Source organism: Variovorax sp. Root434 (assembly GCF_001426595.1).
Lineage (GTDB): Bacteria > Pseudomonadota > Gammaproteobacteria > Burkholderiales > Burkholderiaceae_C > Variovorax.
Genome location: NZ_LMEK01000025.1, coordinates 190,742 through 209,472, shown reverse-complemented (window position 1 = coordinate 209,472; position 18,731 = coordinate 190,742). Strand labels below are relative to the sequence as shown.

The following is an 18,731-nucleotide window of genomic DNA, read 5'->3' as shown; positions in this document are numbered from 1 at the left end:
CGCTTTCCCCTCTGAAAACAAGCGTAGAAGAAGCCCTTACATCGAGGCTTCGAGCATGGCCTTGTAGTCGTCGCGCGTGGCCAGGCGCGGATTGGTCTTGTGGCAGTGGTCGGCCATGGCGCCATCGATGATCTGCTCGAACATCGCGGGCGTCACGCCCACCTCGGCCAGGCCCTTGGGCAGGCCGAGGCGCGCGTTCATGTCGCGGATGGCATCGCCGAGGTCGCCGGCCGAATCGAGGTGCATGGCCTGCGCCATGCGCTGAAGGCGCTGCTCCTTCTGCACCGATTCGGCACCCGAGTTGAAATGGATCACGGCGGGCAGGAAGAGGGCGTTGAGCGTGCCGTGGTGCAGGCGTGGATCGACGCCGCCAAGGCTGTGGCTCAGCGAATGCACGCAGCCCAGGCCCTTCTGGAAGGCCATGGCGCCCTGCATCGATGCGCTCATGAGGTTCAGTCGCGCCTCGCGGTCGCTGCCGTCCCTTGTTGCGCGTTCGATGTGGCCCCAGGCGCGCTCCAGCCCGTCGAGGCCGATGCCGTCGGCGGGTGGGTTGAACGCGGCCGACATGAAGGTCTCCATGCAATGCGCGATGGCGTCCATGCCGGTGGCGGCCGTGAGCCTGGGCGGCAGGCCGAGCGTGAGCTCAGGGTCGCAGATGGCGGCCTTGGGCATCAGGAACCAGCTGTGGAACCCGAGCTTGCGGTGGTCGTCGACGATGACGATGGCGCCGCGTGCCACCTCGCTGCCCGTGCCGCTGGTGGTGGGCACCGCAATCAGCGGGACTGCGCGCTCGGTGATCTTGGGCGAGCCGCCTTCGATGGTGGCGTAGGTCTTGAGCGGGCCTTCGTGCGTGGCCGCGATGGCCACGCCCTTGGCGCAGTCGATGGCCGAGCCGCCGCCCACGGCGATGAGCCCGTCGCAGCGGCCGCTGCGGTACAGCTCGACGGCTGCGCGCACTGCGGCTTCAGTGGGGTTGGAGGGCGTCTGGTCGAACACCGAGACCTCGAGGTCGGAAATGGCATCGAGCGCCTTCTGCAGCACGCCGGCCGCGCGCACGCCGGCGTCGGTCACGATCAGCGGGCGGTTGATGCCGATGCGCGCGCATTCGCTGGACAGCAGCTTGATTGCGCCGAATTCGAACTGGATCTGGGTGAGGTATTGGATGAGTGCCATGAATGTGGAAATGCCTCGGGGCAGTACGATTGCCGACCAGCCAAATCTAACAAGAGCGATCAGTCTTGCACACGAAAGAAACCCTTGCCGTTGTCGCGCCCGGAACACCGCCGGCCACGCGGCTCACCTCGAAGATGGCCAGCGTGGTGGAGCGCATGGCGCGCGCCGGCCACCCCCCGCTCGACCGGCTCACGCCCGAGGAGGCCAAGGCCTCCTACGAAAAGGGCGCCGGCGTGCTCGAAGTGCCCAAGCCCGAACTGGCGCGGGTCGAAGACTTCAGCATCGAGGCACGCGACGGGCATGCGATTCCGGCGCGGCTGTATGCGCCGTCCGTCGACGCGCTGCCCGCGCTGATGTACTTTCACGGTGGCGGCTTCACCGTCGGCAACATCCGCACGCACGACACGCTGTGCCGCGTGCTGAGCCTCAGGAGCGGCTGCGCCGTGGTGTCGGTCGACTATCGCCTGGCGCCGGCGTACAAGTTTCCCACCGCGTCCAACGACGCATGGGACGCCTTCGCCTTCCTGGCCCGCGAGGGCGGGCGCGTCGGTGTCGATTCGCGGCGCCTGGCGGTGGGCGGCGACAGTGCCGGTGGCACGCTGGCGGCCGTCTGCGCGATTCTTGCGCGCGACGCGGGCCTGCCGCTCGCGCTGCAGATGCTGATCTACCCCGGAACCACCGCACACCAGGACACGGCCTCGCATCTGCGTCACGTCGACGGCCCGCTCTTGACCAAGTCGATGATCGATTTCTTCTTCGCGCAATACGTCCGCACACCGGCCGACCGCGACGACTGGCGCTTTGCGCCGCTGCTGGCCGACGACGTCGAGGGCGTGGCGCCGGCCTGGATCGGCCTGGCCGAATGCGATCCGGTGGTCGACGAAGGCATCGCCTACGCCGACAAGCTGCGCGCCGCGGGCGTGCCGGTCGACCTGGAGATCTACCGCGGCGTGATCCACGAATTCATCAAGATGGGGCGGGCGATTCCCGAGGCGCTGCAGGCGCAGGAGGACGCGGCCCGCGCACTGCGCGAGGCCTTGCAGCCTTGAACGCTGTCACACACGCCTACCGGTACGCGCACATGTCGGCCACGCTGGCGGAGCCGTCGGGCCCGCGGCTGAGCCTGGCAACGTCCAGCCTGCAGGCCGATGGCGGCACGGCGCATCCGCATTTCTTCGAGGGCCGCCTGTTGCAGCCCCGGCTCTACGCGGAACTGCTCAGCGCCGTTCACCTGGTGGTCGGCTCGCGCTTCTTCACGCCAGCCAACAGTGTTGCGCGCGCCGTCGCGCTGGCCGATCCCGTGGTCACGGCCGGCGGCGAGCTGTTGCGCTTCGAGGGTTTCTCGGCCTGCTGCAGCTGCTATGTGCGTGTGGACCTGCTGCCCGATGCCTATGACGGACAGGTGGTCGGCAAGGGCACGACCAATGTCGATTTCAACGCCCCGATGCGCGCCGCGCTGGCCCGGCTGCGCGACGCCGACGGGCTGGCACTGTCGGTCGGGCGCGACGCGCTGACGCTGCAATCGGGCGGCGGCGAGGTGGTCGAGCGCAAGGTGGCGCTGCCGTTGCGCTGGCTGCGCGGCATGGTCGAGGTGCAGTCGTACCTTGCCGGCATGCGGCATCGCTTCGAACTCAAGGGGCTGGAGGGCCTGCGTTTTCTTCGCACGCTGCCCAAGGCATCGACCAGCCGCACTCCCCTTTGGGTGGTGCCCTCGCCGAAGGGGCCGTTTACCACCACGCGGCCGCATCCGCAGGGCGTGCGCGTGACCGACACCAGCCGGCTGCGGGTGCTCGAAGCACTGCTGCCCAAGGCGCGCAGCCTCGCCGTGCATGCCGACGAGACACAACAGGCCAGTGCATGGGTACTCGCGTTTCCCGGCGCGCGGCTCACGCTGGCGCTCAGTGCGGAGCCTTGGCGCGGCTTTTCGGGCGAAGGGCAGGCGCTGCGCGCACTGATGCGCATGGACGACGAACGCGCGGTGGCGCTGGTGAGAGCGCAGCTGAACTGGCAGACGGTAATCGACCCGGCGGCCCTGGCGTACACGCTGGGCATCACCGAGGCGAGCGTGGACGACAGCCTGCGAATCCTCGGTGCTTCGGGCCTGGTGGGCTTCGACGTGGTCGAGCGGCGCTACTTCCACCGTGTGCTGCCGTTCGACCTGTCGTCGGTCGAGGACATGCATCCGCGCCTGGCCGATGCGCGCGAACTCCTGGCTCGCGGCGCCGTCAGCATCGCGAATGCCAGCCCGGTCGAGGCTCAGGTGAGCAGTGCGGGCAGCGTGTACAGCGTGCGCGAGATCGACGGCGAACTGCGTTGCACCTGCCCCTGGTATGCAAAGCACCAGGGCGAGCGCGGCCCCTGCAAGCACGTATTGGCGGTGGAGGCTTCAGCCTCGGCTGCGGAAGGCGATCGATGAGAAACGCAGAAGAACTGCCGGTGTTAGTGCCGGCCGGCGCGCTGGAACAGGCGGTGCACCGGGGCGATTTCGAGGCCGCGATCGCCGCCCTGCAGGCCATGCCAGCGGCCGGCCCCAAGGCATGTGCCGAATCGCTCGAGAAGATGGGCCAGATCATGCGCTCAAGCCACTGGCAAGGCAGCCCGTATGCACGCCAGTGGGGCGGCGAGGCGCAGGCGGCGCAATACCGCGCCCTGCAGGGGGCCATGGTCGTTTGCATGGGACCCGAGGCTTTGCTCGATCACGCCGGTCCCCAGGTCGCCCTCGACCCGGAAACTGCCGCGGCGCTATGCAAGCGGTTCGGCATCGACGCCGCCGGCTGGCGTGCCGCACTGCAAAAGGCGGCCGAAGCGACGCTGCGCACTTTCGTCGCCCACATCCTGCCGGTGCAAAACCTGGTGGCCGCGGGGCTGATCGACCGGCCGCAGGGCGACGACTACGCCATTGGCCTGATGGCCCTGCCGCGTGCCTCGTATCGCTCGGCCACCATGGACCGGCATTTCGACCGCGACCCCGGCCTGTATCAAGCCGTGCTCCGCCTGTTCGATGTGGAGGGAACGAGCGAGCACAACCTGTCGGCGGTGGACAAATACAACCACTCGCCGGAGAACTCCTGGTCGCACATCTTCATCGAGGGCGTGGCGCGGGGCGAATTCACGCGGGAGCAACTGCTCGAAAGGGCCCTCGGCACGCTCGAGAAAGACTGGCCGCAATTCCGCGCGGGCTGGTTCTCGCGCTTTCACGAGACCCTGGCTCCCTCCGCGAGCGAGATGGCGCCCCTTGCCGCGCGCTATCTGGGCCTTTGCCAGAGCCGCATTCCGCCGACCGTGGCACTGGCGCTCGGCGCGCTGAAAACGCTGCATGCGGCGAAGCACATCGACGGAGCCTCGCTGCTGGGCGCGTTGAGGCCGGTGTTCTATGCGAGCGCCAAGTCGCAGGTCGATGCGGCGCTGAAGCTGGTCGAGGCCGTCGTCAAGCGAGAACCCGCCCTGGCACATGAAGCCTCGGCGTTGGCGCTGCACGGACTGGTGCACGAGGCGGCCGAACTGCAGAAGAAGATCATCGAGCGGCTCGATGCCTGGGGCATGGACGACGCTGCACGCGGTGAGCTGGCGGCACACATCGGCAGCGTGGCAACGGTCAACCGACCGGCGCTTGGGGCGCTGCTCGGCGACGCATCCGACGCCGCGGCCCCTGCGCCGGCAACGGCCGGGTCATTGCCGATGGGGAGCGGCCCGATGGATCCGCTCGACGCCGGCCGCGCGCTCGCGCCTGTCACCGATCCCGCCGAGCTGACCGAACGGCTGGCCTTCGTGCTGGAGAACCCCAACGACACCGACGAACTGGAGCGCGTCGTCGAAGCGCTGGTGCGCATGGCACCGCTGCCGGAAGCGCTGGTGAAGCAGTGCGCGCCGGTGGTCAAGCGTGCCCGCAAGCTGCTGCGCAGCGAGGTGCCGAGCCGGCTGGCGAGGCTGCTGGTCTTCGTCGCGAGCGCAGAGCGGTTGCCCGATCTGCGCGACAACCCGCACCGCAGCGGCCTGCAGAAACCGCAGGCCGACGAATTTCTGGCTCTGCGGGTGGACGACCTGATCAATCAGGCCGCGCAGGGCTGGGGCCTCGCGCCGCTGGCATCGGCCACGCATGCGCGCGGGTTCATCGACCCGGCGGTGTTCATCGAGCGCATTGCGGCGTATCAGGGGCGCGGGGCGCAGCCATGCCTGGGCGAGCAGGTGCGGGGCATGCTGCGGCTGGCTCCGCCGCAGGGACAAGGCGCAGCCATCTTGCGCGAGAAGGCTCGCCAGTTGGCCGATGCCCCTCTGGTGCGCGCGTTGCGCCACGCGCTGGGCGAGGATGGCGTCGCCATTTCCGCCAAGGCGGACGAGGCGCAACAGGCCCTGTTCGCGACCGCGGCACGCATCCGCCACCCCGGCGGCGACGATTCGCGCGTGCTGGATGCCTGGGGTGACCTCGGGCCCGACGGGGCGAGCGCAGCCCGCTACACATGGTCGGTGAATGCCAGGAGTTCCACCTACGAAGGCAAGACCTACATTCACCACGATTTGCAGTTGGCGTCCGCCGCGGTGCACCCGGACACGCCGCACGCGCTGGTGGCCGTGCGCCGCGCCGGCATGGACGGCGCCCATGACGAGGCGTTGTTGCGCCATGCCGCCACGGTGCTGCCGTCGTCGCTTGAGAGTTTCTTCGCCGATGGCTGCCGGCAGATAGGCAACAACCTCGACTGGTGGGAAGCACAGTGGCAAAACCGGGCCTACCTCATGCCGCTGCTCGATCCCACGGTCCCCGTCACTGCTTCGCAGCCGATGGCAGTGCTGCTGCTTGCACTGGCGCTCGCCGGCAAGGAGCCGGGCCAGACGGCGCTTGCGGTCGATGCGCTGGTGCAATCCTTTACCGAAGGCCGGCTCGACGTGCCGGCGCTGGGAGCGCAATTGCGTGCGCTGCTGGCGTCGTCGCTCACGATGGCCAAGCGCCATGGCAAGAGCCTGGAGGCGGCGGTACGGGCCGATACACGGCTGGCTGCGCCGGTCTTCGACCTTCTCTGCGACATGCTGGCGGCCGATGCCGGAAATCCGCCCAAGGACCTGGCTGCGCTGATGGAACTGCTGCTCGAGATTGCGCTGAGTTCGCAGCGGACGCTGCCCGCGCCAACGCTGGAGCTGCTGGCAGGGCTCGAGCTCGGTGGCAAGGGCCGTGCGGTGCGCAAGAGCCTGTTGGCGCTGGGCGCAGGCGCTCGGGGCTGAAGCGTCCGGTTCCTACAATTCCAACCCTTTCCGGAGACAAGAATGCAACGCAGCGATTTCCGCTTTTTTCATCGCCTGCGCGTACGCTGGGCCGAAGTCGACATGCAGAAGATCGTCTTCAATGCGCACTACCTGATGTACTTCGACACAGCCATCTCGGACTACTGGCGCGCCTTGGCACTGCCGTACGAAGAGGCGATGCATGCGCTGGGCGGCGACCTCTACGTGCGCAAGGCCACAATCGACTTCCGCGCCTCGGCGCGCATGGACGACATGCTGGACATGGGCGTGCGCTGCGCGCGCATCGGCAATTCGTCGATGGTGTTCGAGGGCGGGCTGTTCCGGCAGGACCAGTTCCTGGTCGGCTGCGAGCTGGTCTATGTGTTCGCCGACCCAGCGACGCAGACCTCGAAGCCGGTGCCTGCAGCCCTGCGAGAAGTGCTGACCGGCTACGAGGCCGGCGAGACGATGCGCAGCGTCGAGACCGGCGACTGGGCCACCCTCGGCGAAGGCGCTGGCGCCCTGCGGCGCGCGGTGTTCATCGAGGAGCAGAACATTCCCGAAGCGATGGAATGGGACGCGCAGGACGCCGTGGTGCTGCACGCGGTGGCGCGCAACCGCATCGGACAGGTCATCGCCACAGGGCGGTTGCTGGCGGCCGAGAACGGCATCTCGCACATCGGCCGCATGGCGGTGCATCGCAACCTGCGCAGTGGCGGGCACGGCGCTGCGGTGATGCAGGTGCTCGAAGACGCCGCCAGGGCGCGCGGCGACAGCATGGTGGCGCTGAATGCGCAGCGCAGCGCCGAGCGTTTCTATGCGCGGCTGGGCTATGTGCCGCACGGCGACGGCTTCGAGGAGGCCGGCATCCCGCACATCGAGATGCGCCGGTCCCTTCTTCCTTCTTCTTCTCAATAGCGCGCGGGCGGGTCCGGCACGTAGCCCGGGTCGGAACCCGGGAACGGCGACGGACCGGCCGGACGCGGCCAGCGCGGCGCGGGCGGCACCGGGATCACACCCGCGGCAACGAGGTTCTCGCGGCTGTCGTAGCGGATGCGGACCACTTCATCGGGCGACGGCTGTGCGCGCTCGAAGGTGGTCTTGCCGACGTACGAGGTTTCGCGACGACCGTGGGCGGTGCCCAGGCTCGGGCTGGGCGCGGGCTGGCGCAGGCTGCCCGCAGGGGATTCCGCTGCCGCGGTGGCACCGTCGGCCGAACCGGCCTTCGCCCGCGCATCGCCCAGGGACGACGACTCGCTTCGGCGCTCGCGCTCGCCGTGTTCGTCGCGGTACGGAAAAGGCGTGACCGGCGGCGGGAGCGGCTCGGGTATGCGCTCGCGGAACATCGCGACGCCGATCACGCCCACATCGTCCGGGCGGCCCGTGCGGCTCGCATAGGAGTTGCCGGCCGCGGCGAACTCGAAGGCCGCGATCTGCGAATCGCTCTTGCGCCAGCCTGTGATGTCGCTGCGTTCGCCTCCGCTGAACACATAGCCGTTCTGCCCGACGCCGGCCGTTTCGCCGGTGACGGCATTGATGCCGTCCACCGACATCACGGCCATGATGCGTTCACCCATCGTGTTGCGCGCCCGGATGGCGTAGCGCGCACCGGGGCGGCCGGCCACCCAGTATTCGCCGCGGTGGCGGTAGATCGGCAGTTCGGTGCCCGTGCCGCGGTCGACCACGCTGATCTGCATCAGCGAGCCGATGCGGCTGGACGGCGTGGGCGGGGCGTAAGGCCGCTCCGGGCTCTGCGCGCAGGCCGAGAAGGAGGCCGCGGCGCTCAGGGCCAAGGCGGTGGAAAAGAGTCTGCGCTTCATGGTGTCTTCCTTGCCGGGAGTTGATCGGTGCAGGCTTCTACGGCGCTGCATCGGCGGCAGGGTTAAACGACGCGCAAAAAAATGGCGCCATCTGTTCGATAGCGCCGAACGCCCCTTTTCTTCAAGGGCGTTGGGGGGATGGGAGACTCAGATGTCCTCGAGCAGGGGGTAGGGCAGCGGATCGACCGTGAGTGCCGGGCCGTCGGCCGCGCCCGCGCGCAGGCCACCGGCCTCGAGCGCGGCGATCTGCATCGAGACCAGCGCGGACCAGCCGCCGTCTGGCGCCGGCGCGGCCTGCGCCACGATGCCCACGGGCTGCTCGGCATCGGCGGCCGCGAACACCTCCTGTCCGGCGGAGACGGCCGCATCGGCCTGCACGAGGTAGGTGCGCCGCTTCAGCGTGCCGCGGAACTGGCTGCGCGCGACCACTTCCTGGCCGGGGTAGCAGCCTTTCTTGAAGTTCACGCCGCCGACCGATTCGTAGTTGATCATCTGCGGCACGAAGGCGTCGACGATCGGCGTGGTCAGCGTCACGATGCCGCTGCGCACCTCGCTCCACTGCCACAGGGCGGCATCGAGCGCGGGGCCCGTGGGTGCGGCGTGGCCGGCCGGCGCGATCCAGAGCGCACGCGGCACCCCGTCGGCTGGATACAGCGACACGGCGCTGACGTCATCGCCGACGGCCGTGCGCTTGCCGGGCGAGGCGGCGGCGTCGAGGCCGTTGCCGGTCAGGGCAGTGCCAGCCAGGCCATACAGCGCAAACTGGTCGGTGGCATCGGTCAACTTGGCCTTGGCACGCAGCACGAACATCGACAAGCGCTTGAGCGTCGCGGCCAGGATGTCGCGGCTGCACACCAGCAGGATCAGCTCGGGTTGCGGCTTGATGCCGATGAAACTTGCGATCACACGGCCCTTGGCGGTGCACAGCGCAGCCAGCCGGGCGTCGGAGGCGCCGAGCAGCGAAAAGTCCTGGGTCAGCTGGCCGTGCAGGAAGCTGGCGGCGTCCGGGCCCTCGGCACGGATCACACCGAGGTGGGAGAGGGCGGTCACGCCATTGAGAACGACTGTGGTCATCGCTGAATTATCATGGCCGGGCCTGTTCCTTCGGGGCGGCAGGGGCTCCTTCCCTGCAGCCTGCGAATCCACCGGTTTTCTCCGGCTTTTTCCGTCTTCCCCACATCGGATCCGTGCGCAGCTTCTTCCTTACGCTTTTCCTGCTTGCCGCCCTGATCGCGCTCGCGCTTGGCGGCGCCGGTCTCTGGTGGGTACACCAGCCGCTCAAGCTGCCGGCGCCCAGCGTCGACCTGTCTGTCGAGCCCGGCACCACGCCGCGCGGCATCGCACAAGCCGTGGCCGACACGGGCGTCGACGTGCAGCCGCAGTTGCTCTACCTGTGGTTCCGCATCTCGGGACAAGACCGCCAGATGCGCGCCGGCAGCTACGAGCTGGAACGCGGCGTCTCGCCCAAGCTACTGCTCAACATCCTGGTGCGCGGCGAGGAAGCCACGCGCAGCCTGGTGCTGGTCGAGGGCTGGAACATCCGCCAGGTGCGCGCCGCGCTCGCCAAGGCCGACCAGCTCAAGCCAGACAGCGTGGGCCTGACCGACGAGGCGCTGATGGCCAGGCTGGGCAAGCCGGGCCTGCACCCGGAAGGGCGCTTCTTTCCGGACACATATACCTACTCGAAAGGCTCGACCGACATCGCCCTGATGCAGCGCGCGATGCGGGCCATGGACAAGAAGCTCGAAGCCGCCTGGGCCGCCCGCGCCTCCGATCTGCCGTTGAAATCGGCCGATGAGGCGCTTATTTTGGCCAGTATTGTCGAAAAGGAGACAGGCAAGGCCAAAGACCGCTCGGAAATCGCGGCTGTCTTCACCAATCGCCTGCGCATCGGTATGCCGCTGCAGACCGACCCGACGGTGATCTACGGCATGGGCACCGCCTTCGACGGCAACCTGCGCAAGAAAGACCTGCTGACCGACACGCCCTGGAACACGTATACGCGCGGCGGGCTGCCGCCGACGCCGATTTCCATGCCCGGCAAAGCCGCGCTGCTGGCAGCGGTGCAGCCCGCGCAGAGCAAGTCGCTGTACTTCGTCTCGCGCGGCGACGGCACAAGCCAGTTCAGCAGTTCGCTCGACGACCACAACCGCGCGGTCAACCGCTATCAGCGCGGCGGCGGCAGCGATTCCAAACCGAAGGCAACCCAATGAGTGACAACGGCCTGTTTCTGACGCTCGAAGGCATCGACGGGGCGGGCAAGTCGAGCCATCTCGATGCGCTGGAGGCTCTGTTCAGGACGCAGGGCCGCGAGGTCGTGCGCACGCGCGAGCCAGGCGGTACGCCGCTGGCCGAGACGCTGCGCGGGCTGATCCTCGAGCAGCCGATGGACCCGCTGACCGAATCGCTGCTGGTGTTCGCGGCGCGGCGCGACCACATCGCGCAGGTCATCGAGCCGGCGCTGGCGCGTGGCGACGTGGTGCTGTGCGACCGGTTCACCGACGCGACCTTTGCCTATCAGGGGGCGGGGCGAGGCTTCGATGAAGCCGTGCTTTCGACGCTCGAACAATGGGTGCAGGCGGAGGCGGGCAGGGCGGCGCTGCTTCAGCCGCATATCACGCTGTGGTTCGACCTCGCGCCCGGGATCGCCGCGCAGCGATTGGCCGGCGCTCGCGTGCCCGACAAGTTCGAAGCCCAGCCCGTCGAGTTTTTCAGCCGCGTCGCCCGGGGCTACGCGGCCCGCGCGGCCGCTGATGCGACGCGCTTCGTGCGCATCGATGCCAGCCAGTCGCGCGACCAGGTGTGGCAGCAGGTTGAAACGGCATTGGTGGCGCGTGGCGTGCTGAACAGCGGAATTGCCCGATGAGCGTGCCGGCTCTGTCCCCCTGGCTGCGCCAGCCGCTCACCGAGTTGCTGCGCCAGCGCGGCCATGCCTGGCTGCTGCAAGGTCCCTCCGGCATCGGCCAGTACGAACTGGCGCTGGCGCTCGCGTCCGCATGGCTGTGCGAGCAGCCGACGCAGGAGGGCACGGCCTGCGGCCACTGCGCCAGCTGCCATGCCATCGAGGTTCGCACCCATGCCGACCTGTGCGTGCTGATGCCCGAAGTCGCCATGCAGGAACTGAACTGGCCGCTCGACGAGAAGGCGCAGGCCGACATCGACGACAAGAAACGCAAGGCCAGCCGCGAGATCCGCGTCGAGGCAATGCGCGACGCGGTCGGGTTTGCGCAGCGAACCAGCGCGCGCGGCCGTGGCAAGGTGGTGCTGGTGTATCCGGCCGAGCGCATGAACACCATCACCGCGAATGCGCTGCTGAAAACGCTCGAAGAGCCCGTCGGTGATGTGCGCTTCGTGCTCGTCAGCGAGGCCGCGTGGCAACTGCTGCCGACCATCCGCAGCCGCTGCCTGGGCTTCACGCTGCCCTGGCCTGAAACCGCCGAGGCCGAAGCCTGGCTGGCCGCGCAGGACGTGCCCGCCGCCGATGCGGCCGCATTGCTGCGCGCCGCCGGTGGCCGGCCGAGCGACGCCTTGCGGCTCGCGCGCTCGGGTCAGTCGCCCAAGGCCTGGTCCTTGCTTCCCAAGGCCATGACGCGTGGCGACGTGGGCGCGCTGGCCGATCACGCGCCGGCGCAGGCCGTCGGTGCGCTGCAGAAGCTTTGCCACGACCTGATGGCTGTCGGCAATGGTGCCGCGCCCCGGTTCTTCGACGCCGCCGACCTGCCCGCCGCGCCGTCGCGGCTGGCGCTGGCGCGCTGGTCGAAGTCGTTGGCAAGTGCCGCGAGAACCGCGGAACACCCGTTCAATGCGGGCCTCATGCTGGAAGCGCTTGTGAGCGAAGCGCGAACCACCCTAAACTCTGCCGCTCGTCGCCCATGAACCAACCTGTCGCCTCCGCCGTTCCCAACGCCACGCCCGCCCGGCCGAGCGTCATTCAACTCGCCATCAAGGAGAAGGGCGCGCTGTACGCGGCTTACATCCCTTTGTTTGCAGAAGGCGGCATCTTCATTCCGACCACGCGCGAATACCGGCTCGGCGACGATGTCTACGTGCTGCTGACGCTGCCCGAAGACCCGCAGCGCTATCCGGTGGCCGGCAAGGTCGCCTGGATCACGCCATCGCGTGCGGCTGGCAACCGGGCGCCAGGCGTGGGGATCCGGTTCCCGTCCGACGAAAAATCGCGCCAGCTCAAGGCACGCATCGAGGCCGCACTGGGCGGTTCGATGGCCTCCGACCGTCCCACGCAAACCATCTGAGTTTTCCGCCGTCCCCGTGACGCGGAACTCCGTCGACGGCGCCACCTCCCACCAGGGAGTGCGCCGCGCACTTCACCATTTCCGATGTTCACCGATTCCCACTGCCACCTCACGTTCCCCGAGTTCGCGGACCAGATGCCGCAGATTCGTGCCGCCATGGCCGCCGCGCAGGTCGACCGGGCGCTTTGCATCTGCACCAAGCTCGAGGAGTTCGACGACGTGCAGGCGCTGGCCGCCAGCTACGACAACTTCTGGGCCAGCGTCGGCGTGCACCCCGACAACGAGGACATCGCCGAGCCCAGCGTCGAAGACCTGGTGCGGCTGTCGGCCCGGCCCCGCGTGGTCGCCATCGGCGAGACCGGCCTCGACTATTACCAGATGGAGGAACGCAAGGGCGGGCGCAGCATCTCCGACATGGAATGGCAGCGCGACCGCTTTCGCGTGCACATCCGCGCCGCTCAACAGACCCGCAAGCCGCTGATCATCCACACCCGCGAGGCCTCGGCCGATACGCTGGCGATCCTCAAGGAGGAGGGCGAGGACGGCGCCAGCAGGGCGGCCGGCGGCGTGTTCCATTGCTTCACCGAAACCGCCGAGGTGGCGCGCGCGGCGCTCGATCTGGGTTTCTACATCTCGTTCTCCGGCATCCTGACCTTCAAGAAGGCCCAGGATCTGCGCGACGTAGCCGCTTTTGTGCCGCTGGACCGCATGCTGATCGAGACCGACAGCCCTTATCTCGCGCCCGTGCCGTACCGCGGCAAGACCAACAATCCGTCGTACGTGCCGTTCGTGGCACGGCAGATCGCCGAGCTGCGAAAAGTGCCCGTGGAGGCCATCGCCAAGGCCACGAGCGACAACTTCGAAACGTTGTTCAGGGATGTTAAATCATGAAGAACTACATCAAAAAATCGCTTTACCTTATTGTTTTTGCTGCATCTTTTTCAGTGCATGCCGGTTCGTTCGAAGACTTCTTCCGGGCCGTGCGTGGAGACAACGCCAGCGGCGTGCGCACGCTGCTGCAGCGCGGTTTTGATCCGAACACGCGTGACGAGCACGGCCAGACGGGTTTGCTGATCGCATTGCGTGAGCCTTCGCCGAAAGTGATCCAGGTGCTGATCGAGTCGCCTCAGACCAATGTGGACCTGGCCAACGCCAAGGACGAAACCCCGCTGATGCTGGCCGCGATCAAGGGCCAGCAGGACCTGGTCACACAACTGCTGAAGCGCGACGCTGCGGTCAACAAGACGGGTTGGACGCCGCTGCACTACGCCGCGACCAGCGGCCAGTTGACCATCATGAAGGTGCTGCTCGACAACTACGCATTCATCGATGCGCAATCGCCCAATGGCACCACGCCGCTGATGATGGCTGCGATGTACGGCTCGAGCGAGGCGGTGAAGTTGCTGCTGGCCGAAGGCGCGGATACGACGATGAAGAACCAGCTGGGCATGACGGCCGTCGACTTTGCCAACAAGGCGAACCGTCCGGAAGCGGCGTCGTTGATCACTGCGGCGGCGGCAGCCAAAGCCAATGCGCCCAAGGCGATCCCGAAGGACGGCAAATGGTGAGGCCGGCGGGCGCCATGTTGCTGGCGTTTGGACTGGTGGGTTTCGCGTCTGGCGCGATGGCGCAGCATTCGATCTACAAGTGCGTCCAGGGCGGCAAGGTCGCTTATTCGAACGAGCCGTGCCCGGACGCGAAGAAGATCGAGGTCAAGCAGACGAAGGGCGTGAACTACGAAGGCCGGGGTTCGGGGGGCGCGCTGAAGCGTTGATACCGGCTGGGGGTGCCTCGTTGTGCTCATCTGAAATGAACACAATGTGCATTATGTTAAATTCAGAACGCGGAGAATCCTGCGCGAGATAGCCGCCCTGGCCTGCGGCTGCAAGCGGTGGCGGTGATCTGGCGAATGGTTCCGATCAGGACGTGGCCACGTAGTCCGGATATTGCCGGCAGATCTCGTCCACCGCGCTGAGCGTGCCCGACAGGTGCCTGCGCAATGCCGCTTGCGCGGCCGCCGGGTCCTTCGCCTCGATGCCGCGCACGATGGCGCGATGGTCGCGCAGGATCGCCTCGGTCTTGCCGGCGGTGGGCAGGTGCAGGCGGCGCAGCCTGTCGACGTGGCCCGAGACACGCCCTACCAGCTCCCACAGGCTGGCGACGCCGCCGGCCTCGTACATCAGGTGATGGAAGGCGCGGTCGGCGCCGACGAAATCGCCATAGCGCTGTGCTGTCGACAACGCCACCTGCTGCGCGATGACGGCCTTCATCTGCTCGACCAGCCCCGCTGGCGCCTCCAGCGCGAGCTGGTGCACCAGTTCCAGCTCGATCGAGCGGCGCAGGAAATGCGCCTCCCGCGCCGCCGCGATGTCGATGCGGCTGACCAGCGTGGCGTGCTGCGGGAACACGTCCACCAGTCCTTCCTCGTTGAGCCGCAGCAGCGCTTCTCGCACCGGGGTCTGGCTCACGCCGAAGCGATCGGCCAGTTCCTGCCGCGCCAGCACGGTACCCGGCACCAGGTCCAGCGAGAGGATGGCGTCGCGCAGCTTCTCCGTCACCTGCGGCGCGGCGAGGCGGGTGCGGTCGAGTCGAAATTTTGGAAGGGCACTCATCGGGCCGGATTGTGGCATTGACGTACTAATATATTAGTGTTTTAATCCCGCCGGCATTGCCCCGCCGCGCCTCGCGCCCACAGAGACACCCCCATGAAACGCCCCTACGAATCCCTGCGCAGCGCACGCTGGTTCGCACCCGACGACTTCCGCTCCTTCGGCCACCGCTCGCGTGTGCTGCAGATGGGCTACAGCCACGCCGACTGGATGGGTAAGCCGCTCATTGCCATCGTCAACACCTGGAGCGATGCCAACCAGTGCCACTCGCACTTCAAGCAGCGGGTGGACGACGTCAAGCGCGGCATCCTGCAGGCCGGCGGCTTCCCGCTCGAACTGCCGGCCATTTCGCTGTCGGAAAGCATGGTCAAGCCCACCACCATGCTCTATCGCAACTTCCTGGCCATGGAAACGGAAGAGCTGCTGCGCAGCCACCCGGTGGACGGCGCGGTGCTGATGGGCGGCTGCGACAAGACCACGCCCGGCCTCACGATGGGCGCGATCAGCATGGGCATCCCCTTCATCTACCTGCCCGCCGGCCCCATGCTGCGCGGCAACTGGAAGGGCAAGGTGCTGGGCTCGGGCTCCGACGCCTTCAAGTACTGGGACGAGCGCCGCGCCGGCCGGCTGAGCGACCAGGCCTGGGCGGAGATGGAAGCAGGCATCGCGCGCAGCCACGGCACCTGCATGACCATGGGCACCGCGGCCACCATGATGGGCATCGCCGAGGCCGTCGGACTCACCCTGCCGGGCGCCTCCAGCATTCCCGCGGCCGACGCCAACCACATCCGCATGAGCGCCGACTGCGGCCGCCGCATCGTCGACATGGTGTGGGAAGACTGGACGCCCGCGAAGATGCTCACGCGCGCCAGCTTCGAGAATGGCATCGCCTGCGCGATGGCCATGGGCTGCAGCACCAACGCCATCGTCCACCTGATCGCGATGTCGCGCCGCGCCGGCCATGCGGTGAGCCTGGACGCCTTCGACGACTTCAGCCGCCGCGTGCCCGTCATCGCCAACATCCGCCCCAGCGGCGACGCCTACCTGATGGAAGACTTCTTCTACGCCGGCGGCCTGTCGGCGATGCTGGAGCGCATCCGAGGCCACCTGAAGACCGAAGCGCTGACGGTCAACGGCCGCACGCTCGGCGAGAACATCGCGGGCGCCGAGGTCTACAACGACGACGTCATCCGTCCGCTCGCCAACCCCATCTACGCCGAAGGCGCGCTGGCCGTGCTGCGCGGCAACCTTGCGCCCGACGGCGTCGTGATCAAGCCCAGCGCCTGCGCGCCGCACCTGCTGCGGCACACCGGCCGCGCACTGGTGTTCGACGACTATCCGTCGCTCAAGAAGGCGGTCGACGACCCCGAACTCGACGTGACGGCCGACGACATCCTGGTGCTGCGCAACGCCGGCCCGCGCGGCGCCGGCATGCCCGAGTGGGGCATGCTGCCGATTCCCACCAAGCTGCTCAGGCAGGGCGTGACAGACATGCTGCGCCTGTCCGACGCGCGCATGAGCGGCACCAGCTACGGCGGCTGCCTGCTGCACTGCTCGCCCGAGGCGGCCATCGGCGGCCCGCTGGCGCTGGTGAAGACCGGCGACCGCATCACCGTGGACGTGCCCGCACGGCGCATCCACCTCGACGTCGACGACACGGAATTGGCCCGCCGCAAGGCCGCGTGGACGCCGCCGCCGCCGCGCTACGGGCGCGGCTACGGCTGGATGTTCGGCCGCCACATCAAGCAGGCCAACGAAGGCTGCGACTTCGACTTCCTCGAAACCAGCTTCGGCAAGCCGGTGGCCGAACCCGACATCTTCTGACGCGCCCGCCCTCCTCCCCTTTTTCTCATTCTTTCGACAACGGAGACAACACGTGAATCCCGCCACTCGCGACCTGCTCATGAAGGTGAGCACCGCCACCCTGTGCACCGCCCTGTTCAAGCGCGGCCTGCGCAACCAGTTCATCCAGGAGGTGCGACCGCTCGACGCCGGCCTGCCGAACATGGTGGGCGAAGCCTTCACGCTGCGCTACATGCCGGCGCGCGAAGACCTGAATCCGATCAGCGTCTTCCTCGATCGCGACCATCCGCAGCGCAAGGCAGTGGAGCAATGCCCCGAAGGCGCCGTGCTGGTGATCGACAGCCGAAAAGATGCGCGGGCCGCATCGGCCGGCGGCATCCTGGTCACGCGGCTGATGAAGCGCGGCGTGGCCGGGGTGGTGACCGACGGCGGCTTCCGCGACAGCCCCGACATCGCCAAGCTGGGCTTCCCGGCCTATCACCACCGCCCGAGCGCGCCGACCAACCTCACGCTGCACCAGGCCATCGACATCAACGTGCCCATCGGCTGCGGCGACGCGCCGGTGTTCCCTGGCGACGTGATCGTGGGCGACGCGGAAGGCGTGATCGTCATCCCGGCCCACATGGCCGACGAGATCGCCGCCGAGGCGACCGAGATGACCTCCTTCGAGGACTTCGTGCAGGAAAAGGTGCTCGAAGGCCGCTCCATCCTCGGCCTGTATCCGCCCACCGAGGAACAAAGCCGCGCCGACTTCGCGTCCTGGCGCAGCGCCCGTGGCCGCTGAAGCCCTTTCTCTTTCCCCCAATTCCCGAGGAGACAAATCCATGAGATTCATCCGTGGCGCCGCGGCGCTGTTCCTGGCTGCGCTCGTCCCCGTGGCCACCTGGGCCCAGGCCTCCGATTGGCCGGCCGCCAAGCCGATCGTCTACGTCGTGCCCTTCACCGCCGGCGGATCCACCGACATCGTGGCGCGCACGCTGGCCCAGAAGCTGGGCGACAGCCTCAAGCAGTCGGTGGTGGTCGACAACAAGCCCGGCCAGGCCGGCGGCATCGGAGCGGCCTACGTCGCCAAGGCCAAGCCCGATGGCTACACGCTGCTTGGCGGCACCATCAGCACGCACGCCATCAACGCGAGCCTGTACAAGAACCTGCCCTACGACCCAATGAAGGACTTCGAGCCCGTCTCGCTGGTCGCGCGCCTGCCCAACGTGCTGATCGTCAACAGCCAACTCGGCGTGAACTCGGTGGCCGAACTGGTGGCGCTGCTGAAGAAAGACGAGAGCAAGCGCACCTTTGCCTCTTCCGGCGCCGGGACCTCCACCCACCTGGCCGGCGAGATGTTCGGCGACCTCATCGGCGTGAAGCTCACCCACGTGCCGTACAAGGGCACGCCGCCGGCCATGACCGACGTGGCCGCTGGACTGGTGCCCTTCATGTTCGACCAGGTAACGGCCGCACTGCCGCTGGTGAAGAGCGGCAAGCTCAAGCTGCTGGCGGTGACCACGGGCAAGCGCATCGCCCTGGCGCCCGAGTTGCCGACCATGATCGAATCGGGCATTCCAGGCTTCGAGATGTCGTCGTGGCAGGCCGTGTACGCGCCCAAGGGCACACCCAAGCCGATCGTCCAGCGCCTGAATGCCGAGATCGTCAAGGCGCTCAAGCAGCCCGACGTGCAGGCCCGGCTCTCGGACCAGTTGGCGATGGAGATCGTGGGAAGTACGCCGGAAGAACTGCGTGATCACATGGCCAGGGAAATTCCGCGCTGGGCCGCGCTGGTGAAGAAATCGGGCGCCGTGGCCGACTGACGGACCACCCTCTTCCCTCCCCCTCGTGGCGGCCTGCGGCCACGAGCGGGCAAC

At 67.9% G+C, this 18,731-nt stretch carries 18 protein-coding genes; 14 read left to right on the top strand and 4 right to left on the bottom strand.

Annotation, left to right across the window (positions count from 1 at the left end; translation table 11 throughout):
- Positions 1 to 36: 36 nt before the first annotated feature.
- The gene (locus ASD05_RS21880) at positions 37 to 1,173 is read right to left on the bottom strand and encodes an iron-containing alcohol dehydrogenase (RefSeq protein WP_056597060.1); all 1,137 of its coding nucleotides are present in this window, start codon (positions 1,171 to 1,173) and stop codon (positions 37 to 39) included.
- 134 nt (positions 1,174 to 1,307) lie between these two features.
- Here ASD05_RS21880 and ASD05_RS21875 point away from each other — a divergent pair, with 134 nt between their 5' ends.
- From ASD05_RS21875 to ASD05_RS21860, 4 genes are read left to right on the top strand one after another with little or no spacing between them, the layout of a single operon-like run.
- Positions 1,308 to 2,222, top strand: coding sequence for an alpha/beta hydrolase (locus ASD05_RS21875; RefSeq protein WP_200955486.1), 915 nt, complete (start codon positions 1,308 to 1,310; stop codon positions 2,220 to 2,222).
- Complete coding sequence (locus ASD05_RS21870; protein ID WP_157610203.1) at positions 2,219 to 3,589, top strand: SWIM zinc finger family protein; 1,371 nt, start codon at positions 2,219 to 2,221, stop codon at positions 3,587 to 3,589. Before ASD05_RS21875 ends, ASD05_RS21870 begins: the two co-directional genes overlap by 4 nt.
- Positions 3,586 to 6,387, top strand: a complete 2,802-nt coding sequence (locus ASD05_RS21865) for a DUF6493 family protein (protein ID WP_056597053.1) — start codon at positions 3,586 to 3,588, stop codon at positions 6,385 to 6,387. The genes ASD05_RS21870 and ASD05_RS21865 overlap by 4 nt, the downstream gene beginning before the upstream one ends.
- Before the next feature lie 42 nt (positions 6,388 to 6,429).
- On the top strand, positions 6,430 to 7,305 hold the full coding sequence (locus tag ASD05_RS21860) for a YbgC/FadM family acyl-CoA thioesterase (protein ID WP_056597051.1): 876 nt from the start codon (positions 6,430 to 6,432) through the stop codon (positions 7,303 to 7,305).
- On the opposite strand, the gene ASD05_RS21855 is transcribed toward ASD05_RS21860, so the two are convergent.
- Positions 7,299 to 8,207 carry a hypothetical protein gene (locus ASD05_RS21855; RefSeq protein WP_056597049.1) on the bottom strand — a complete coding sequence of 303 codons (909 nt, stop codon included), beginning with the start codon at positions 8,205 to 8,207 and terminating at the stop codon, positions 7,299 to 7,301. The genes ASD05_RS21860 and ASD05_RS21855 overlap by 7 nt on opposite strands.
- A 147-nt stretch (positions 8,208 to 8,354) precedes the next feature.
- Complete coding sequence (locus ASD05_RS21850; protein WP_056597047.1) at positions 8,355 to 9,281, bottom strand: YgfZ/GcvT domain-containing protein; 927 nt, start codon at positions 9,279 to 9,281, stop codon at positions 8,355 to 8,357.
- Positions 9,282 to 9,394: 113 nt separating this feature from the next.
- Here ASD05_RS21850 and mltG point away from each other — a divergent pair, with 113 nt between their 5' ends.
- The 7 genes from mltG (at position 9,395) to ASD05_RS21815 (ending at position 14,234) form a co-directional block, all read left to right on the top strand.
- A complete protein-coding gene (mltG, locus tag ASD05_RS21845; protein WP_056597045.1) occupies positions 9,395 to 10,420 on the top strand; it encodes an endolytic transglycosylase MltG in 1,026 nt (341 codons plus the stop codon).
- Entirely contained in the window at positions 10,417 to 11,073 is a 657-nt protein-coding gene (gene tmk, locus ASD05_RS21840; RefSeq protein WP_056597043.1) for a dTMP kinase, read from the top strand. Before mltG ends, tmk begins: the two co-directional genes overlap by 4 nt.
- Complete coding sequence (locus ASD05_RS21835; RefSeq protein WP_056597041.1) at positions 11,070 to 12,083, top strand: DNA polymerase; 1,014 nt, start codon at positions 11,070 to 11,072, stop codon at positions 12,081 to 12,083. Before tmk ends, ASD05_RS21835 begins: the two co-directional genes overlap by 4 nt.
- Positions 12,080 to 12,460: a PilZ domain-containing protein gene (locus ASD05_RS21830; protein ID WP_007827708.1), complete on the top strand. Its 381-nt coding sequence runs from the start codon at positions 12,080 to 12,082 to the stop codon at positions 12,458 to 12,460. The genes ASD05_RS21835 and ASD05_RS21830 overlap by 4 nt, the downstream gene beginning before the upstream one ends.
- A gap of 84 nt (positions 12,461 to 12,544) precedes the next feature.
- On the top strand, positions 12,545 to 13,351 hold the full coding sequence (locus ASD05_RS21825; protein WP_056597039.1) for a TatD family hydrolase: 807 nt from the start codon (positions 12,545 to 12,547) through the stop codon (positions 13,349 to 13,351).
- Entirely contained in the window at positions 13,348 to 14,028 is a 681-nt protein-coding gene (locus ASD05_RS21820; protein WP_007827713.1) for an ankyrin repeat domain-containing protein, read from the top strand. The genes ASD05_RS21825 and ASD05_RS21820 overlap by 4 nt, the downstream gene beginning before the upstream one ends.
- Positions 14,029 to 14,042: 14 nt before the next feature.
- The gene (locus tag ASD05_RS21815; protein WP_235508055.1) at positions 14,043 to 14,234 is read left to right on the top strand and encodes a DUF4124 domain-containing protein; all 192 of its coding nucleotides are present in this window, start codon (positions 14,043 to 14,045) and stop codon (positions 14,232 to 14,234) included.
- 145 nt (positions 14,235 to 14,379) lie between these two features.
- Here the strand turns inward: ASD05_RS21815 and ASD05_RS21810 are convergent, their stop codons facing one another.
- Positions 14,380 to 15,072, bottom strand: a complete 693-nt coding sequence (locus ASD05_RS21810; RefSeq protein WP_056597035.1) for a GntR family transcriptional regulator — start codon at positions 15,070 to 15,072, stop codon at positions 14,380 to 14,382.
- Between the two features lie 93 nt (positions 15,073 to 15,165).
- On the opposite strand from ASD05_RS21810, the gene araD reads away from it, so the two are divergent.
- The 3 genes from araD to ASD05_RS21795 are packed head-to-tail and all read left to right on the top strand — an operon-like array spanning position 15,166 to position 18,677.
- Positions 15,166 to 16,893 (top strand): L-arabinonate dehydratase, encoded by a 1,728-nt coding sequence (gene araD, locus ASD05_RS21805; RefSeq protein ID WP_056597034.1) that lies wholly within the window; start codon positions 15,166 to 15,168, stop codon positions 16,891 to 16,893.
- Positions 16,894 to 16,945: 52 nt separating this feature from the next.
- A complete protein-coding gene (locus ASD05_RS21800; protein WP_056597032.1) occupies positions 16,946 to 17,656 on the top strand; it encodes a ribonuclease activity regulator RraA in 711 nt (236 codons plus the stop codon).
- A gap of 40 nt (positions 17,657 to 17,696) precedes the next feature.
- Positions 17,697 to 18,677: a Bug family tripartite tricarboxylate transporter substrate binding protein gene (locus tag ASD05_RS21795; RefSeq protein WP_056597029.1), complete on the top strand. Its 981-nt coding sequence runs from the start codon at positions 17,697 to 17,699 to the stop codon at positions 18,675 to 18,677.
- Positions 18,678 to 18,731: the final 54 nt, after the last annotated feature.

What these genes read in the sequence shown, in the direction of transcription:
- ASD05_RS21865 (WP_056597053.1), top strand. Translation starts at nt 3,586, where the DNA reads ATGAGAAACGCAGAAGAACTGCCGGTGTTAGTGCCGGCCGGCGCGCTG.
- ASD05_RS21875 (WP_200955486.1), top strand. Translation starts at nt 1,308, where the DNA reads ATGGCCAGCGTGGTGGAGCGCATGGCGCGCGCCGGCCACCCCCCGCTC.
- araD (WP_056597034.1), top strand. Translation starts at nt 15,166, where the DNA reads ATGAAACGCCCCTACGAATCCCTGCGCAGCGCACGCTGGTTCGCACCC.
- ASD05_RS21880 (WP_056597060.1), bottom strand. Translation starts at nt 1,173, where the DNA reads ATGGCACTCATCCAATACCTCACCCAGATCCAGTTCGAATTCGGCGCA.
- ASD05_RS21795 (WP_056597029.1), top strand. Translation starts at nt 17,697, where the DNA reads ATGAGATTCATCCGTGGCGCCGCGGCGCTGTTCCTGGCTGCGCTCGTC.
- ASD05_RS21860 (WP_056597051.1), top strand. Translation starts at nt 6,430, where the DNA reads ATGCAACGCAGCGATTTCCGCTTTTTTCATCGCCTGCGCGTACGCTGG.
- ASD05_RS21830 (WP_007827708.1), top strand. Translation starts at nt 12,080, where the DNA reads ATGAACCAACCTGTCGCCTCCGCCGTTCCCAACGCCACGCCCGCCCGG.
- ASD05_RS21855 (WP_056597049.1), bottom strand. Translation starts at nt 8,207, where the DNA reads ATGAAGCGCAGACTCTTTTCCACCGCCTTGGCCCTGAGCGCCGCGGCC.
- ASD05_RS21820 (WP_007827713.1), top strand. Translation starts at nt 13,348, where the DNA reads ATGAAGAACTACATCAAAAAATCGCTTTACCTTATTGTTTTTGCTGCA.
- ASD05_RS21835 (WP_056597041.1), top strand. Translation starts at nt 11,070, where the DNA reads ATGAGCGTGCCGGCTCTGTCCCCCTGGCTGCGCCAGCCGCTCACCGAG.
- tmk (WP_056597043.1), top strand. Translation starts at nt 10,417, where the DNA reads ATGAGTGACAACGGCCTGTTTCTGACGCTCGAAGGCATCGACGGGGCG.
- ASD05_RS21810 (WP_056597035.1), bottom strand. Translation starts at nt 15,072, where the DNA reads ATGAGTGCCCTTCCAAAATTTCGACTCGACCGCACCCGCCTCGCCGCG.
- ASD05_RS21815 (WP_235508055.1), top strand. Translation starts at nt 14,043, where the DNA reads ATGTTGCTGGCGTTTGGACTGGTGGGTTTCGCGTCTGGCGCGATGGCG.
- ASD05_RS21850 (WP_056597047.1), bottom strand. Translation starts at nt 9,281, where the DNA reads ATGACCACAGTCGTTCTCAATGGCGTGACCGCCCTCTCCCACCTCGGT.
- ASD05_RS21825 (WP_056597039.1), top strand. Translation starts at nt 12,545, where the DNA reads ATGTTCACCGATTCCCACTGCCACCTCACGTTCCCCGAGTTCGCGGAC.